The organism is Promicromonospora kroppenstedtii (genome assembly GCF_044389675.1).
Lineage (GTDB): Bacteria > Actinomycetota > Actinomycetes > Actinomycetales > Cellulomonadaceae > Promicromonospora > Promicromonospora kroppenstedtii.
The window spans coordinates 273,223-288,618 of the sequence record NZ_JBIRYI010000002.1 but is presented as its reverse complement, the minus strand read 5'-3'; the positions used below and the strand labels follow the sequence as shown (position 1 = coordinate 288,618).

General features: G+C 73.4%; 15 protein-coding genes. 4 read left to right on the top strand and 11 right to left on the bottom strand.

All coding sequences use genetic code 11. The features are described 5' to 3' along the window. Window positions 1–81 precede the first annotated feature (81 nt). The gene (locus ACH47X_RS05095; RefSeq protein ID WP_036968760.1) at window positions 82–441 is read right to left on the bottom strand and encodes a MerR family transcriptional regulator; all 360 of its coding nucleotides are present in this window, start codon (window positions 439–441) and stop codon (window positions 82–84) included. Window positions 442–493: 52 nt separating this feature from the next. On the opposite strand from ACH47X_RS05095, the gene ACH47X_RS05090 reads away from it, so the two are divergent. Beyond that, the gene (locus ACH47X_RS05090) at window positions 494–1,462 is read left to right on the top strand and encodes an aldo/keto reductase (protein ID WP_397402028.1); all 969 of its coding nucleotides are present in this window, start codon (window positions 494–496) and stop codon (window positions 1,460–1,462) included. Window positions 1,463–1,481: 19 nt separating this feature from the next. Here the strand turns inward: ACH47X_RS05090 and ACH47X_RS05085 are convergent, their stop codons facing one another. After that, window positions 1,482–1,946 (bottom strand): HtaA domain-containing protein, encoded by a 465-nt coding sequence (locus ACH47X_RS05085; RefSeq protein ID WP_397402026.1) that lies wholly within the window; start codon window positions 1,944–1,946, stop codon window positions 1,482–1,484. Between the two features lie 29 nt (window positions 1,947–1,975). Then, window positions 1,976–2,779 carry an alpha/beta fold hydrolase gene (locus ACH47X_RS05080; RefSeq protein ID WP_397402024.1) on the bottom strand — a complete coding sequence of 268 codons (804 nt, stop codon included), beginning with the start codon at window positions 2,777–2,779 and terminating at the stop codon, window positions 1,976–1,978. Window positions 2,780–2,898: 119 nt separating this feature from the next. Here ACH47X_RS05080 and ACH47X_RS05075 point away from each other — a divergent pair, with 119 nt between their 5' ends. Next, window positions 2,899–4,035, top strand: a complete 1,137-nt coding sequence (locus tag ACH47X_RS05075) for a glycerophosphodiester phosphodiesterase family protein (RefSeq protein ID WP_397402022.1) — start codon at window positions 2,899–2,901, stop codon at window positions 4,033–4,035. A 113-nt stretch (window positions 4,036–4,148) separates the two neighbouring features. Here the strand turns inward: ACH47X_RS05075 and ACH47X_RS05070 are convergent, their stop codons facing one another. Beyond that, window positions 4,149–4,664 carry an ArsR/SmtB family transcription factor gene (locus tag ACH47X_RS05070; RefSeq protein ID WP_397402020.1) on the bottom strand — a complete coding sequence of 172 codons (516 nt, stop codon included), beginning with the start codon at window positions 4,662–4,664 and terminating at the stop codon, window positions 4,149–4,151. Then, window positions 4,665–5,315 (bottom strand): SRPBCC family protein, encoded by a 651-nt coding sequence (locus ACH47X_RS05065; protein ID WP_397402018.1) that lies wholly within the window; start codon window positions 5,313–5,315, stop codon window positions 4,665–4,667. A 154-nt stretch (window positions 5,316–5,469) separates the two neighbouring features. Between ACH47X_RS05065 and ACH47X_RS05060 the strand changes: the two genes are divergently transcribed. Beyond that, the gene (locus ACH47X_RS05060; protein ID WP_397402016.1) at window positions 5,470–6,078 is read left to right on the top strand and encodes a GNAT family N-acetyltransferase; all 609 of its coding nucleotides are present in this window, start codon (window positions 5,470–5,472) and stop codon (window positions 6,076–6,078) included. 13 nt (window positions 6,079–6,091) lie between these two features. On the opposite strand, the gene ACH47X_RS05055 is transcribed toward ACH47X_RS05060, so the two are convergent. After that, window positions 6,092–6,487 carry a hypothetical protein gene (locus ACH47X_RS05055; RefSeq protein WP_397402014.1) on the bottom strand — a complete coding sequence of 132 codons (396 nt, stop codon included), beginning with the start codon at window positions 6,485–6,487 and terminating at the stop codon, window positions 6,092–6,094. Between the two features lie 63 nt (window positions 6,488–6,550). Beyond that, entirely contained in the window at window positions 6,551–7,678 is a 1,128-nt protein-coding gene (locus tag ACH47X_RS05050) for a trans-sulfuration enzyme family protein (RefSeq protein ID WP_397402012.1), read from the bottom strand. A 59-nt stretch (window positions 7,679–7,737) separates the two neighbouring features. On the opposite strand from ACH47X_RS05050, the gene ACH47X_RS05045 reads away from it, so the two are divergent. Beyond that, window positions 7,738–8,205: an Lrp/AsnC family transcriptional regulator gene (locus ACH47X_RS05045; protein WP_397402010.1), complete on the top strand. Its 468-nt coding sequence runs from the start codon at window positions 7,738–7,740 to the stop codon at window positions 8,203–8,205. 52 nt (window positions 8,206–8,257) lie between these two features. Here ACH47X_RS05045 and ACH47X_RS05040 read toward each other — a convergent pair whose 3' ends face one another. The 4 genes from ACH47X_RS05040 to ACH47X_RS05025 form a co-directional block, all read right to left on the bottom strand. Beyond that, entirely contained in the window at window positions 8,258–9,271 is a 1,014-nt protein-coding gene (locus tag ACH47X_RS05040) for a serine protein kinase RIO (protein WP_397402008.1), read from the bottom strand. 533 nt (window positions 9,272–9,804) lie between these two features. Then, window positions 9,805–10,785: a hypothetical protein gene (locus ACH47X_RS05035; RefSeq protein ID WP_397402006.1), complete on the bottom strand. Its 981-nt coding sequence runs from the start codon at window positions 10,783–10,785 to the stop codon at window positions 9,805–9,807. Between the two features lie 601 nt (window positions 10,786–11,386). Continuing rightward, window positions 11,387–13,765, bottom strand: coding sequence for a serine/threonine-protein kinase (locus ACH47X_RS05030; RefSeq protein WP_397402004.1), 2,379 nt, complete (start codon window positions 13,763–13,765; stop codon window positions 11,387–11,389). A gap of 163 nt (window positions 13,766–13,928) precedes the next feature. Continuing rightward, a complete protein-coding gene (locus ACH47X_RS05025) occupies window positions 13,929–15,257 on the bottom strand; it encodes a hypothetical protein (protein WP_397402002.1) in 1,329 nt (442 codons plus the stop codon). Window positions 15,258–15,396: the final 139 nt, after the last annotated feature.

The window sequence follows — 15,396 nt, the reverse complement described above, 5'->3', positions numbered from 1 at the left end:
CTTACCCGGCTCCAAGACCCGTTGACCACAGCGGTTGCTGCCACCGCAGCGCCTGAACTGGCAGCAACTGCTGTGGTCGGCTCACACGCCCTGATCCCGGTACCAGCGGATCTTCTCCCGGAGGCGCTCCTGCTGGCCGCGGAGGGTGTCGATCGACTCCTGCACCCGCCGGTCGTGCTCCTCCAGCAGCGCGACGCGCGCGGCCAGCGTCGCCTCGTCGAGCGACAGCTCGGCGTACCGCCTGAGGTCCGCGATCGGCATGCCGGTGTCGCGCAGGCAGTGCACCAGGTCGAGCCACCCCAGGTCGTCCTCGGTGTACGTGCGGTGCCCGCCCGACGTCCGCGCGATGGGACGCAGGATGCCCTCGCGCTCGTAGTACCGCAGCGTGTCGATGCTGAAGCCGGAGACCTCGGCGGCCTGTGCGGGCGAATACGTGATCATCCTCAGATCCTCCCCTTGACCTGGAGTGCGCTCCAGGGATTTCGCTGGTCCCATGACCACCACACAGCACACCCCCGCCGAGCGCCTCGTGCTCGGCGCCATGATGTTCGGCACCACCGTCGACGAGACCACGGCGTTCGACCTCCTGGACCGGTTCGTCGACGCCGGCGGCCGCTGGATCGACACCGCCGACTGCTACGCGTTCTGGGCGAGCGAGTCCGGCTACGGTGGCCAGAGCGAGGAGGTGCTCGGCCGCTGGTTCGCGGCCCGCCCCGGTGTGCGCGACCGGGTGCTGCTCTCCACCAAGTTCGGTGCCGAGCCCCGCGACGCCGCGCACTGGCCCGCCTCCCGCACGGGCCTCGCGCCCGCCGCGATCCGCGAGCAGATCACGGGCAGCCTGCGCCGCCTCGGCACCGACCACGTCGACCTGGCCTGGGCCCACATGGAGGACCGCTCCGTCCCCGTCGAGGAGACTGCCGACGCCTGCGCCGACCTCGTGTCCGACGGCGTCGCGGCGCGGATCGGCACCTCGAACCACCCGGCGTGGCGCGTCGAGCGCGCGCGCCGGCACGCCGTCGGGCAGGGCAGGGAGCCGTTCAGCGTGGTCCAGCACGCCTACAGCTACCTCCAGCCGCGCCCCGGCACGCTCACGGGCAACCACCGGTTCGGCTGGCTCGACGACGAGCTCGTCGACCTGGCCGCCGTCGAGCACCTGGACGTCTGGGCGTACACGCCGCTGCTGTCGGGCGCGTACGACAACCCGGCCAAGCCGATCCCCGAGGTCTTCGACCACCCGGGCACCACGCGGCGGCTCGGCGTGCTCGACGACGTCGCGGCCGAGCTGGGCGCGACCCGCGGCCAGGTGGTGCTCGCCTGGCTGGCGTCCCGTGGCATCCACCCGATGCTGGGCGGCAGCAAGCCCGCCCAGCTGGACGCGGCGATCGCCGCCCTGTCCCTGCCCCTGACGGAGGCCCAGGCGACCCGGCTCACGTCCGTCGACGTCACCCCGCCCGCCGCCTGACGAGCCGGGGCGGGTGAGGTCAGGAGAGGTCGATCGAGACCGGCTCGAAGGGGGTCGCCTCGGGGTAGCTGCCGCCCCAGAGCTTCGCGCCGTCCTCCGTGAGCTCGACCTGCTGCCAGGTCAGGCGGGCGCCGTCGGCCGACCGCTCCGGAGAGCCGGCCAGGCGGAAGGCGACCGTGCGCACGTCCGACTCCCGGTCCCGGATCGACATGGTCCAGTCGGCGCCGCCGTCGGCGGGCGCGACGACCTCGATGTCGGCGACCTCGCCCACGAACGAGCCGAAGTGCCCGATGAAGATCACGGAGCCCGTGAACGCGAACGACGAGGAGTCCGCCGACACCTCGGGCGTGCGGTCCGGGTCGAGCGGGAAGTGGAACGAGGCGCCCGTGCCGCCCACGGCGTCGTCCTGCACGATGCGGCCGCCCGGCGCCCCCATCACGTACATCAGCAGGCTTGCCTTGATCTCCCAGTCCAGATGAGCCACGCGAGAACGGTACTCCCACCTGGGGATTTCTACCGCTTTGCGCCGGGCGGATGGGTGCGGCAGAAGCCACGGACGGCGTCGTTCACGGGCTCGGGACGCTCCAGGTTGCTCATGTGGCCGGTGCCCTCGACCACGACGAGCGTCGCGTCCGGGATCGCCGCCTCGAACCTGCGCGCGACCCCGAGAGGGGAGCGCGCGTCCAGGCGTCCCCAGATCAGCAGTGTGGGGACGTCGATCCGCGGCAGCAGGTCGGCAAGATCGGCCTCGGCCATGATCTCCAGCTGCTGGGCGAGGGTGGCCGGGCGCACGTCGGCGGCGATGTCCGCGAGCAGCGGCACGAGCTCCGCCGGCGGGTCGCCGGCGAACAGCCCCGGAAAGGCGAGGCCGAGCTCCACGGGAGGCGCGGCGAGCATCCTGCGTGCTCCGGCGACCCGCGCTCGCACCTCGGCGGCGGGCAGCGATCCCTTCCATCCGGCGTAGGTGTCGACCAGGACGAGGGTCGCGACCAGCTCGGGCCGACGGCGGTAGAGCTCGAGCGCCACGGTGCCGCCCCAGGACCGGCCGGCTACGTGCGCGGGTCCGAGCCCCAGCGCCTCGATCAGCGCGGCGAGCCCGTCCGCGAAGCCGGCCAGCCCGAAGCCCACGGGCAGGTCGGACGATCGCCCGGCACCCGGCTCGTCCCACGCCACGACCGTCAGCTCCTCGGCCAGGCCGGCGAGCTGGGGCCGCCAGACGCGGCAGTCCTCGGCGGCGCCGTGCACGAGGACCAGGGGCGGCCCCTGGCCGGCCCGCTCGTAAGCGATCCGAAGCCCGCCCACCCGGATGAACCCCACCCCTGGACCGTACGTGCGTCAGGGCGGGCGCGCAGCGTCGCCGGGCGTTCATGCCGTCGTCGCCCTTCTGACGGCGTGTCGCCACGACCCGGCCACGGGGCGTGTCCAGGCTCAGCCGCATGAGGACCACCCCACACGGCGTCGTCGCCGCCCGCACCGCCGCAGCCCTCGCCGTGACCCTCGCGGGCGCGCTGGCCCTGGGCGCCGCACCGTCGTCCGCGCTGAGCACCACGGACGACGGCGCCAGGACTGCCGCGGCTGCCGCCGCCCGCCCGGCCGGCCACCACCGCACCTTCGACCTCCAGGCCCACCGCGGCGGCATCGCGCTCACCGTGGAGAACACGCTCCCGGCCTTTGACAACGCGCTCGCGCTGGGCGTCAGCACGCTCGAGCTCGACGTGCAGATCACGCGCGACGGGTACGCCGTCGTCACGCACGACCGCGACCCGAGCCCGGCCAAGTGCATCGACACCGAGCCCGCGTTCCCGGGCGACCCGCAGTTCCCGTACGTGCCCAACAAGACGTACATCAAGGACCTCACCCTCGCGCAGGTGCGCACCATCGACTGCGGGTCGCTGCGCCAGCCGCAGTTCCCCGGGCAGGAACTGCACCCGGGCGAGCGCATGCCGCTGCTGTCAGAGGTGCTGGCCCTGGTCAACCGCCACCGCGCGCACCAGGTCATGCTCAACATCGAGACCAAGGTCGAGGCCGGCGCCCCCGAGCAGACGGCGCCGCGCGAGCAGTTCGTGCAGGTCGTCGCCCGCGAGGTGCGCAAGGCCCGGCTGGTCGACCAGGTGACGATCCAGAGCTTCGACTGGGGCTCGCTCATGCGGATGAGCGAGGTCGAGCCGCGCTTCGGCCTCGTGGCGCTGACCAACGGCCAGCAGTTCCTCCAGGTCGGCGTCGACGGCGCGTCTCCGTGGCTCGGCGGCCTCGACATCGACGACTTCCCGGGCACCACCCAGCAGAAGTTCGTCGCCGCGGCAGCCTCGTTCGGCGCCGACGCCGTCTCGCCCGTGCACGGCGACCCGCAGGGCGGCGGCGTGCACGACCCCGGCTACGTCCCGTTCACCACGCCCGAACTCGTCCGCGCCGCGCACCGCGCCGGCATGGACGTCGTCCCGTGGACCGTCGACGATCGCGCCACCATGGAGGCGCTGCTGGACATCGGCGTCGACGGCCTCATCACCGACCGCCCGGACCTGCTCCGCACGATCATGGCCGAGCGGCACCTGAAGCTCCCGAAGCGCTACTGAGGCGCGCCGGCGGCGCGGTGCGCGGCGCGCCGCCGGATGGTCGGCAGAAGGTCAGGTGGTCGGCAACCCGGGTTGCCGACCACCTGACCTTCTACCGACCACCCGACTCGGGCTCAGCCCGCCGCCGCATCGGACGCCGCCTCCCGCCCAGGCGCTGCCCGACGGCGCTCGCGGCGGCCGCGGGCCAGCTCCGTCGCCAGGGCGTCGAGCGGCTGGGCGAACGTGTCCTCGAACCGGGCGAGCCAGGCCTGCGCGGCGGCCGTCCCGGTGTCGTCGACGGTGTACAGGCGGCGGGTGCCCTCGGCCCGCACCCGCACCAGGCCGGCCTCGCGCAGCACCTTCAGGTGCTGCGAGACGGCCGGCTGCGTGATGCGCACGCGCGCCTGCAGGGCGGCGACCAGGGCGCCCGCGGGCTGCTCGCCGGCGGCGAGCAGCTCCAGCAGCCGACGGCGGACGGGGTCGCCGAGCGCCTCGAACACCCCGGCCCGCGCCGTGTCCAGGGCCGCGTCCCGCGCCCGCTCGCCGGGGGAGTCGCCGTCGGCAGCCGTGTCGCCGCCGAGCGCACCGCCGCCGTCGGCGGGCCCGTCCCCGAAGCCGGCGCCGCCGCGCCGCGGGGCGGCGGCGGGCACTCAGGCCTCCGGCTGCGTGGTGTAGAAGGCCAGGGTGCGCTCGGCGGCGGCGCGGGCCTGGTCGGCGTCCTCCCCGGAGGCGATGGCGGCGTCGGCCCAGTCCGTGCTCGCCAGCCTGACGAACTCGACGCCGACGGGGGAGAGGGTCCACGACTCGAACTCGGTGGCGTCGTTGGCGGAGCCCGTGGCGAGGTGCAGGCCGAGCCCGACCAGGCCGAGGTCCCAGCCCACGCCGACGGCACCAGGCCCGTACCGGGTCCAGAAGTCGGGGTCGACGACGGCCTCGTGCACGAGCTCCAGCGTGGTGCCGTCGTCGGCCGGGCTGAGGGAGACCCGCACCCAGGAGACCTGGCCGCCGAACTCCCAGGTGACGGCGAAGCTCTCCGGGGCGTCACAGCGTTCGACGAGGCCGCCCGCCTGGCCCTCGAACTGGTAGCGGCCGCCCACGGTGAGGTCGCCGCTGACGGGCAGGAACCAGCGGGGGAGGCGCTCGGCGGAGGTCAGCGCGTTCCACAGGTCGTCCTGGTCGGCGGCGTACGTGCGGCGCGCGACCGCGATCTTGGTCGGCATGCCGTCCCGGCTGCCGTCGCGGACCTCGCGGGTCATGAGGCCGGCGGTCGCGACCGGGTCGATGGTGCTCGTGCTGGTCATGATCTGTCTCCTTGTATAAGCAGTCACTTATTTATGACACACGAGCGCCGCCAGCGCAAGGGAGGCCGCGCACGGGCATGGTCGGCAGGCCGCGGAAAAAGTGTGCCAAGCGCGTCGCGCCACGAGTGTCGGTGACGTGGAGTAGGTTCCGGACATGGCCCAGAGACCGGAGGCTCAGGTCGTGGTGGTGCCGGCCACCGCCGACCGGTTCGACGACATCGCGCGCGTCCTCAACCCGTCCGGACGCGAGCAGGCGTGCTGGTGCATGCACTGGCGCGCGCCGGCCAAGGAGGACGTCACGACGCGCGGGGACCGCCTGCGCGCGCTGACGCGGGAGGACCCGACGCCGGGGATGCTCGCGTATCTCGACGACGGTGAGGTCGCCGGCTGGCTCGGCTTCTCCCGCCGCTCGGCCGCTCGCTCGCTGCAGCGCTCCCGCGTGCTGCCGGTGGGGGAGCCCGACGCCTGGTCCACCACCTGGGTGTTCATGTGCGTGACGGTGCGCGCGGGCTTCCGCCGGCGGGGCGTCGCCCAGGCCCTGCTCGATGCCGGCGTCGACTACGCGGAGGCCCACGGCGCGACGGCGCTCGACGCCTTCCCCGTGGAGCCGGAACCCGGCCGCCGCGTCCCGGTGAGCGCCGCGTTCGTCGGCACGGTCGGCATGTTCGAGCGCGCCGGCTTCGACCGGCTGGGACCGACGGACGCGACGAGCGGCCGGCTGACCCGCTGGCACATGCGGCGGGAGGTCGCCCCGACCCGATGACGGGCCGGGGCGCCTACTCCTCGACCGGCACGACCACGCACAGCTCGAACGTGTCCCGGCCGCGGCGCAGCAGGTAGCGCATCCGGTCCGCCGTCGCCTCCGAGGCGTTCTCGTCCTTGAAGCTCCACCGCACGTCGACCCACAGCAGCGCGTCGCCCACCTGCTCGACGGCCTTGATCTCCGGCACGGCGGCGACCAGCCCCCGCTCCCGGTAGCCCGCGAGCATGCCGCCGAGCTCCGCCCGCGCGGCCTCGGCGTCGGGCAGCATGACGGAGCGCTCCGCCGCCACGACCACCGACGGGTAGGCGAGCCCGTCCGCGAGGGCGTCCAGGTCGCCCGACCCGAGCGCGACGCCGTAGCCGACGAGGAACGCGAGGAGGTCTTCGTAGTCGTACGGGGTGCTCGTCATGCCCTCACGGTAGGCGGACGCCGACCGCTCCACCACCTCGTGGAGCGGCTCCGGGGCGGGGGCTCAGCGGGCGGCGTGGGCCAGGGCCTGGTCCAGGTCGCCCCAGAGGTCCTCGACGTCCTCCAGGCCCACCGACAGGCGCACCAGGTCGGGTGAGATGCCCGCCTCCTTGCGGGACACCTCGTCCATGATCCGGTGGGTCAGCGAGGCGGGGTGCTGGATCAGGCTGTCCACGCTGCCCAGGCTCACCGCCGGGGTGATCAGCCGCACGGCGGACACCAGGGTCACCGGGTCGGCCGACGTCTCGAACGACACCATGGCCCCGCCGATGCTCGGGTAGTGCACCCGCGTGACCCCCGGGTGGTCGGCGAGCCGGCGCGCCAGCTCCGCCGCCGTGGCCGAGGCCCCGTGCACCCGCACCGCGAGTGTCGACAGGCCGCGCAGCAGCTCGTACCCCGCCATGGGGTGCAGCATCGCGCCCGTGACGAACCGGATCTGCCGTAGCGACCGGGCCATGTCCTCGCCACAGGCGACCACGCCGCCCATCACGTCGCCGTGCCCGCCCAGGTACTTCGTGGCGCTGTGCAGCACCATCGCGGCCCCCTGCTCCAGCGGGTGCTGCAGCACCGGCGTGGCGAACGTGCTGTCCACCAGCACCGGAACGGGGGCGCACGCGTCGGTCAGCGCGCGCAGGTCGACCTCGTCCAGCGTGGGGTTGGCCGGGGTCTCGACCACCACGAGCCCGGTCCTGCCCGTGATGGCCGACGCCGCGTCCTCGGGTGAGGCCCACGTCACCGACGTGCCGAGCAGCCCCGAGTCGAGCAGGTGGTCCGTGGTGCCGTACAGCGGCCGGACGCCGACGACGTGCGAGCGGCCCGCCGCGACCTGGGCCAGCAGACAAGCGGACAGCGCGGCCATGCCGGTCGAGAACGCGACGGCTGCCTCGGCCCCTTCGAGCTCGGCCAGGGCGTTCTCGAACCGGCGCACCGTCGGGTTGGCGACGCGCCCGTACACCGGCGGGCCGCCGTCGTCGTGCCCCTCGGCGAACTCGTCCAGGCGCGTGGCCTCGCCGACGACGTCGTGCGACGGGTAGGTGGTGGACAGGTCGATCGGCGGGGCGTGGAGCCCGAGGGCGGCGAGGTCGTCCTTGCCGGCGTGGACGGCGCGCGTGGTCCAGGAATGCAAGCTCATGGGTGACTATCGGCATTCGTCCTGTCGGACGGCGGCGCGACGTGCTAGATATTCGGCCCATGACCCAGAACGTGCTCCTGGATTCGGTGGACCGGGCGTTGCTGCTCGAACTCCAGAACGACGGACGCCTCCCCAACAAGACGCTCGCGCAGCGGGTCGGAGTCGCGCCGTCGACCTGCCTGGCGCGCGTCCAGCGGCTGCAGAACGCCGGCGTGATCCGCGGGTACCACGCGGCGATCGACCCGGCCGCCGTCGGGCGAGGGCTGCAGGCCATGCTGATGGTGCGGCTGACCACCCACTCGCGTCCCCTGCTGGGGCCGTTCGTCGAGTGGGTGCGCAGGCTGCCGCAGACCCGGGCGGTGCACCACGTGTCGGGGCCGGACGACTTCCTGATCAACGTGGCCTGCGCCGACACCGACGAGCTGCAGCGGCTCGTGCTCGACCTCACCGCCCGCGGCGAGGTGGGGCGGGTGCAGACCGACCTGGTGTTCTCGTCCTGGACCTGCGGCCCGGTCACCCCGGCCTGACCCCCCGTGTCAGACGTCCAGGACGCCTGGACGCCTGACACAGGCGTGGGGTTCAGAAGGCCTGCGCGAGCAGGTCGGCGAACAGGGCGTCCGCGTCGACGTCGAGCCCGCGGGCGGTGAACCAGTCGCACACGGTGCGGCAGTCGCGCAGCAGCACGTCGCTGGAGAACGGGTTGGCGGCCAGGTCCACGACCTGCGGCAGGTCGATGATGACCAGCCGCTCGCCGTCGGCCAGGATGTTGTACGGCGACAGGTCGCCGTGCGCGAAGCCCAGCCGGGCCAGCACCGACATGCCGTACGTCAGCTGCTCCCAGTAGGACTCCAGCAGGTCGTCCGACGGCCGCACCCTGGTCAGGCGCGGCGCGGCGATCGGCTGGGTGCGGCCCAGGTCGTCGGTCTCCTCGGTGCCCACGAACTCCATGAGCACCTCGGTACCGTCGATCTGGACGGGGTAGGGCACGGGCGCGCCCGCCTCCCAAGCCGTGCGCAGGGCGATGAACTCGGCGTCCGCCCACTGGGTGGCCGACACCGCGCGACCCCAGGCGGACTTGCGGTCCTCCATGGCGCGCTGGTCGCGGGTGCGCCGCACGGTGCGGCCCTCGGTGTACTCCGAGCCGCGGTGGAACTGGCCGTGCTCCAGGCTGCGGTACCGCTTGGCCACGAGCAGGCAGCGCGTGGCCGCCTGGTCGAGGGTCAGGTCGGGCGTGGAGTCCGTGCCGGCCGGGACGGCGCGCTCGATGAGGAACGCGTCGGCCTCCTTCCCGGTCTTGAGGATGCCGAGCTCGGTGTCGATCGCGGCATCCCGGGTCACCACCCAGTCCGGCAGCGGCTCGGGTCCGCGCTGTCCCTTGGCGACTGAGCGCCAGGTGGACCAGCGCTGCCCGGGGCCGGGCTGGGTGGGGTCGGGCTGGGTGGGGTCGGTCAGGTCGTGCTGGACGACGTCGGCGCCGTCGGGCCGGCCGGCGTCGTCAGAAGTGGGGTAGTAGCCCTCCAGGTCCTCGCGGCTGACGCGCACGCGCTGGGCGGACCGGCGTTCTGCGGCGGCCGACCGGTCGCCTGACGACATGCTGCCCTTGCCTGCTGCGTGGATGAGGACGGCGGAAGGTGATTCGGGAAAACGGGGCAAGTGGGTGCTCCTTGATGCTGGAGCATCGCCGGATCAGTCCCGGGTGCTCCTGGTGACAGTGGCGTCTGCTGCCGCGGAGGCAGCTGCGCGAACGACGTCGTCCATCACTGCCTCCTTCCTGTCCGCACCGTGCTCGAACGCACGTGCCGGAGCTGATCTGTCCTGCTGGCTTGGCCGGTCAGCGAGCGCCTCGAGGGGTGGCCCGATGACCGTGCGAGGAGCATTGCACGCGGCCGGTGCGGGTCGCACGTGTTTTTTCGAGACCGGTTGTCGCGGGGGCGGACGGGGCCGGTTGTCGCCAGGGACAGGGCTGGTTGCCGCCGGGCCGGACTGGGCTGGTTGCCGCCGGACTCGGCACTCCGCCCGAGTCTTCGGCAGTTGGCATCGAGATCGGCTCAGGCCTGGACCGATCTCGATGCAAACTGCCGAGCCCGCGGGGCAAACTGCCGAGTCTGCGGGGCAAACTGCCGTGGTCAGGACGGCGGTAGCAGGGGGTTGACGCGTGACTGCCCCACCACGTCGGGTGGTAGGTGTGCGGTGAGGCGGGCGAGCATCGCCGGGACGTCGCCGCGGTCGGACGCCGCGACGCGCTCCACGGTGATCCCCGCCCTGCGGATCGCCTCGGCTCGGCTCTTCTCGTTCATGAACTCGCGCGCGGGGTCGTGACCGGTGCCGACGCCGTCCGGCCGGTACTTGATCAGGCCGTCGTACTCGACACCCAGGTTCCACTGCGGGTAGCCGAGGTCGGTGTGGAACACGCCGCGGTCGGTCGACACGGGCATCTGGGTGACCGGCCTGGGCAGGCCGGTCCGCAGCATCTCGTAGCGCACCCAGGTTTCCCAGGGTGAGTCCGAGCCGCCGTCCGCCAGCTCGACGACCAGCCGGGCGCGCCGGACGCCGCGCCGCTCGGCCCAGCCGTCGAGTTCCGCCAGGAGCTCGGCGCGGTGGACGTCCCGGCCCAGTGCGAAGTCGGCGATGACGAGGGCCTCCAGCGGGTGCAGCGTCAGGGCGCAGTCGACGACGGTACGCGCGAGCGCCGTCACCGGAAGGCCCTGCGCGGTGACGACGGCGTCTGCCGGAACGGTGCCCACGTGTCGGACGATGTCCTTCGCCGCGCGGCTCGACGGGCGGTAGCGCTGGTAGACGTGTGTGCGGTCGGGCACGGTCCAGACGGGACAGCCCAGTAGGAGTGCCGCCGTCGTGTGGCTGAACACCGCCTTCGAGCGCAGCTGCCGGTGCAGCGCCCGGGCGCGGGCGAGCTCCCGGCTCCGCTTCTCGCGCGAGGCCGAGGCGGGGCCGTCCGCCCGGAGGGCATCGGGGTCGCAGTAGGCACCCCGGCGGATCCGGGTCAACGAGCCCTGGCGGCTCGCGAGCGCCAGCTGGTTCTTGTCCTGCTCACGTGCCAGGAGTACTTCGGGGACGGCGACGCCGTCCTGGGTTGAGGTCACCTTCATGGACACGAGCGTGCCGGGCGTGCAGCGCTCAGGGGCTCGCGTACCGGGTCCTCTGTGCACAAGGCGGCGCCGACGTTGCCTGTGGTCGTGCTCGAACCGTTCTGGCGCCGTGTCGAGGGGCTCCAGCGCGGTGGATCGCATTCATGACTAGGTTCGCGTGACAGGTGGCGCATGGGACGTGACGTGTGGGGCGCGACGTGCGGGACCTGACGTGTGGGACCTGACGGGCGCGAAGCGACGCGTGGGACCTGACGGGCGCGAAGCGACGCGTGGGACCTGGCGCGCGCGAAGTGACGTGTGGGACCTGACACATGGAGGTGGCGCGACGCGTGAGGTGCTGGCATGTGGAGGCACGTGGCGCATGAGCCAGTCAGGATCGGCACCTTGCTGCGCGACCGGCGCCCACACCTTCGGCACTTTCATGAGCGCTCGGCACTTGGCATCGAGATCGGTCCAGGCCTGAGCCGATCTCGATGCCAACTGCCGAGTCTGCGGGGCAAACTGCCGAGTCTGCCGGGCAAACTGCCGAGTCTGCCGGGCAAACTGCCGAGTTTGCGGGGCAAACTGCCGAGTCCGCGGGGCAGGACACGCCCCCCCCGCGTCAGTTCTCTTGCGAGTTCCAGGGGAGGGCGTCCTCGAACGACTGCCAGAGCGAGTCCCGGACGTCCTCGGTGGTGTCCTGGACGCCCTGCTCCAGGTCGTCCTGGATCTGCTCGCGCTGCTGCTCGAACGAGTCGCGCGCGTCCTGGGTGACCTGCTGGGCGTAGCCGACCACGCCCTGCACCGCGATGACGATGACCCACACCACGACGACCACCCAGAGCGGCCAGGTGCGCCCGCCGCGGCGGGAGCGCACCGCGCGCACCAGGTTGACCAGCGCGGATGCCACGATGCCGAGCAGCGGGATGGAGAGCTCCGCCATGCGCGGCGCCCACTCCGGGTCCAGGCCCATGGTGGCCACCGCGATGTCGCCCAGCGCGGCGAACAGCGGTAGCTCGGCGGCGCTGGGCATCGCGTCGAAGCCCGGGATCAGGCGCACCAGCTGGTACAGCGCGATGGCGAGCAGCACGCGCGGGATCCAGCCGACGACGGTCGCCAGCGCCCGCGCGCCGCCGCCGCCGTCCGAGTCCCGCTTCCGGGAGTCCCGCGCGTCCCGCGGATCGGCGTCGTCCCGCCGCGGCGGCGCGGCGGCCGGCACCGGCGGCTGAGTCGGCCCGGCCGGCTGAGGCCCCGTCGGCTGAAGCGCCGTCGGCTGGAAGGGCGGCCGCTGGTTCGGCTGCGTACCGGTCGTCCCCGGCTGGTGCGCGGGCGCCGGCGCGGTCCGGGCGGAGGCCGCGGCGGCGGCCGCCCCCGGCCGGAACGACGGCGCGACCTGCGTGGGCTGCTGCTGCGCGGCGGATGGCGCCACCCGCTGCGCGGACGTCGCTCGCTGCGTGGACGTCACCCGCTGGGCGGTGCCGGTCGTCTGGCGGCGGGGTACCGACGTCGTCGGGCTGCCGGGCAGCGGCAGGCCGTGACGCTGCCGGTAGGCGGCCCAGCCGTCGAACGTGTCGGAGTACCCCTCGGGCGTGAACGCCGGGGCCCACCGCATCGCGGCCCACAGGTAGTCCTTGATCGCGGCGGGCGCGCGCCCGCCGGCCCGCTGCGGCCCGACGGCGGCCAGGTACGTCGAGATGACCTCCTCGGCCGCGCCGTCGAACCCGTCGCCGTGCACCTGGTGCAGGCGGCCCATGAGCTGCTGGTCGTAGACCAGGTTGGTCATGGGCTCGCCCGGCTGCACGGGGTTGCTCGCGAGCACGCTGGTGGGCGCCACGGTGGCCGACGCCGCACTGCCCGTGAGCACCTCGGTGACCAGGCCGCGCTCGATCGTGGTGGCGCCCGCCGCGGCGAGCAGCGCGGGGTCGAGCCGGGCGCTGTCCGTGGCGAGCTGGGCAACGGTGCGCGACAGGTTGTGCAGCGGCGGACGGTCCTCGGGCCGGTGCCGGGTCATGGCCAGGATCAGGGGCAGCAGCCGCTGGTCCACGGGTCCGACGTCGGCGGCCGTGAGGTCGCGGCCGGCGAAGTTGAGGTCGTTCGGCAGCTCGCCCGTGGCGAGGAAGATCAGCAGCAGGCCCAGGCTGTACACGTCGGAGCGGGCGTGCGGCTTGCGCACGAACAGCTCGGGCGCCATGTACGAGATGGTGCCCGCCGCGTGCGTCGACGTCGTCGTGCCGTGGCCCTTGGCGATACCCAGGTCGATGAGCACGTACCGGTCGGGCGCGGCGATGATGTTGGCCGGCTTCACGTCCCGGTGCAGGAAGTGCTCCTCCTGAAGCACCGCGAGCGCGTCGAGCACGTCGTCGGCCACGCGGAGCACCTCGTGCACCGGCAGCGGGCCGTTGGCGGCCAGGCGCTGGGACAGTGTGGGGCCCGGCACCAGCTCCATCGCGAACCACGGGGTCGGGTCGCTCAGTCCGGCCGCCACGAGCTGCGGGAAGCCCCGCCCGGCAAGGCGCTCCAGCAGTGCGGCCTCACCGATGAACCGGTCCAGCGAGCCGGCCTCGGTGTTGGTGAGGACCTTCAGCGCGACCTCGCCGCCCTGGCCCGTGGCGCGGTACACGTGGGCGAACCCGCCGTGGCCCAGCGAGTCGCCGAGCTGGAACGGGCCGAGCATCTCGCCGGTCGCGGGGATCCGCGGCGCCGTGGGCGCGGCGGGCACCCCCTGGTGTCCACCACCCGGGTACCCGTTCCCGGTCGCGGCGCCCGCCCCGGGCCCGACGGCGCCCCCGTGCCCCGCGACGTGCGCGGGTGTCACCACGTTCGTCGCCTCCGACGGCCCGGCGGGCACGACCACCCTCGTGGGCGCGGTGGGCGGCGGCACGGCCCCCGTCGGCGGCAGCGGCCGCGTGGACGGCGTCGGTACGACGGCGGTCCGGTCGCCACCCCCGACCGGCTGTCCGGCAGGGCGTGCGGCCGTCATGGGGGTGGTCTCGTCGGACAAGCAGGGTCTCCTCAGCAGTGCACCGGGACTACCGGTTGGACGTGAGAAACGCTATCAGCGTCCCGCGCCGCACCGGGGGCCCAGTGCCCAGGTCGTGACCTTGCGCGGCGCGCTCTTCACCGTCCATGACCTACCCGTGCCCTGCCCGAGTCCTGGTCGCGCCCTACCCGTTCCCGCCGGGCAGCGCGTCCTCGAGCTGCCCGGTGATGCTCTCGGTCGCGTTCTGCTTGGCGTCCTCGACGCCCTTGTCGATCTCCTCCTGTACGGCGTCCTTGGCGTCCTGCTCGGCGTCCTCGATGCTCTGGTCCACCTGGTTCTGAACGTCCTGCTTCACGTTCTCGGTCGCGTCCTGGGCATACCCCACGATGCCGCCGACGGCGAAGACCACGACCCACGCGACGATCACGAGGGCGTGCGGCCAGACCGCCAGCGACGTGTTCAGCGAGCGGATCATGTTGAAGAGGGCGGCCAGGGCGATGCCGAGCACCGGGATCGTCAGGTTGGCGGCCTGGTCCGACCACTCGGGGTTGAGGTTGAGCATGCCCAGCACGCCGTCGCCGATCCCACGGAACAGCGGGAACTGCGCGACGTCGGGCATGACGTCGAAACCGGGGATCAGCCGCACGAGCTGGTAGACGCCCAGCGCGAGCAGGATCCGCGGGATCCATGCCAGGACGGCGCCGGCCATCGAGCCGCCCCCGCCTGAGTCGTCCTCGCGGGTACGCCGCGGCGGCGTCGGCTGGCCCGACTGCGGGCCGAAACCCTGCTCGAACGGGTTGGGCGGGGTCTGCTGGCCCTGCTGCGGGTATCCGGCCTGCTGGCCGTAGCCCTGCTGCCCGTAGCCCTGCTGACCGGGCTGGCCCTGCTGACCCGGGTAACCGGCCTGCTGGCCCTGGCCGTAACCCGGCTGGCCCGGATAACCGGGCTGCTGCCCGTAACCCTGCTGCCCGTAACCCTGCTGCCCATACCCGGCCTCCCCGGGGAAGGCCGCCGGCGACTGCACCTGCGTCGGCTGCTCGGTCTCGTAAGGACGGTACGGCCGTGCGGGCGGCGGCGTCGCGGACCGGTAGTCGCGTTGCTGCGCCCCCGCCGGCGGAAGGAGCTGCGTCGACTCGTCGACGGCGGAGGAGCCGCGTGGCGGCGGCATGACCTGCGTGGACTCGTCGATCGGCGAACCGCCGCGGGTCGGAGGGAGGAACTGGGTGGACTCGTCGACCGTCGAGCCACCGCGCGTCGGCAGCATCACCTGGGTCGACTCGTCCACCACGGAGCCCTGCCGCGGGGGCGGCATGATCTGCGTGTGCTCGTCGACGGGGGAGCCGCCCTGTGCTCCCGCGCGCTGTCCGGCAGCATCACCCGGTGCGAAGGAGCTCATCCGCTGCGTCGCGTCATACGATGACGGGGCGCCGGGCTGCCCCGGGCGCGCGGGCGGTCGCTGGATCTGCGTCGGGTCGGCCGCCGCGGGAATACGGCGGGTCTGGTCGTCGGACACGCAAGGGCTCCTCGGTCGTTGTCCTGGTTGCGACAGGTTGCGCGAGAACCTACCAGGTGGGGTGAATGCCCCGTTGGGGTGGCCAGCCGGCCGATCATGTCCGACCCTTGCTTCGGGGGCGAACCCGCCGCGCTGTCCG

Excerpts from the sequence above, each read along its gene's own strand:
- ACH47X_RS05095 (WP_036968760.1), bottom strand. The coding sequence starts at position 441 with ATGATCACGTATTCGCCCGCACAGGCCGCCGAGGTCTCCGGCTTCAGC.
- ACH47X_RS05090 (WP_397402028.1), top strand. The coding sequence starts at position 494 with ATGACCACCACACAGCACACCCCCGCCGAGCGCCTCGTGCTCGGCGCC.
- ACH47X_RS05075 (WP_397402022.1), top strand. The coding sequence starts at position 2,899 with ATGAGGACCACCCCACACGGCGTCGTCGCCGCCCGCACCGCCGCAGCC.
- ACH47X_RS05065 (WP_397402018.1), bottom strand. The coding sequence starts at position 5,315 with ATGACCAGCACGAGCACCATCGACCCGGTCGCGACCGCCGGCCTCATG.
- ACH47X_RS05060 (WP_397402016.1), top strand. The coding sequence starts at position 5,470 with ATGGCCCAGAGACCGGAGGCTCAGGTCGTGGTGGTGCCGGCCACCGCC.
- ACH47X_RS05055 (WP_397402014.1), bottom strand. The coding sequence starts at position 6,487 with ATGACGAGCACCCCGTACGACTACGAAGACCTCCTCGCGTTCCTCGTC.
- ACH47X_RS05050 (WP_397402012.1), bottom strand. The coding sequence starts at position 7,678 with ATGAGCTTGCATTCCTGGACCACGCGCGCCGTCCACGCCGGCAAGGAC.
- ACH47X_RS05045 (WP_397402010.1), top strand. The coding sequence starts at position 7,738 with ATGACCCAGAACGTGCTCCTGGATTCGGTGGACCGGGCGTTGCTGCTC.
- ACH47X_RS05040 (WP_397402008.1), bottom strand. The coding sequence starts at position 9,271 with ATGTCGTCAGGCGACCGGTCGGCCGCCGCAGAACGCCGGTCCGCCCAG.
- ACH47X_RS05035 (WP_397402006.1), bottom strand. The coding sequence starts at position 10,785 with ATGAAGGTGACCTCAACCCAGGACGGCGTCGCCGTCCCCGAAGTACTC.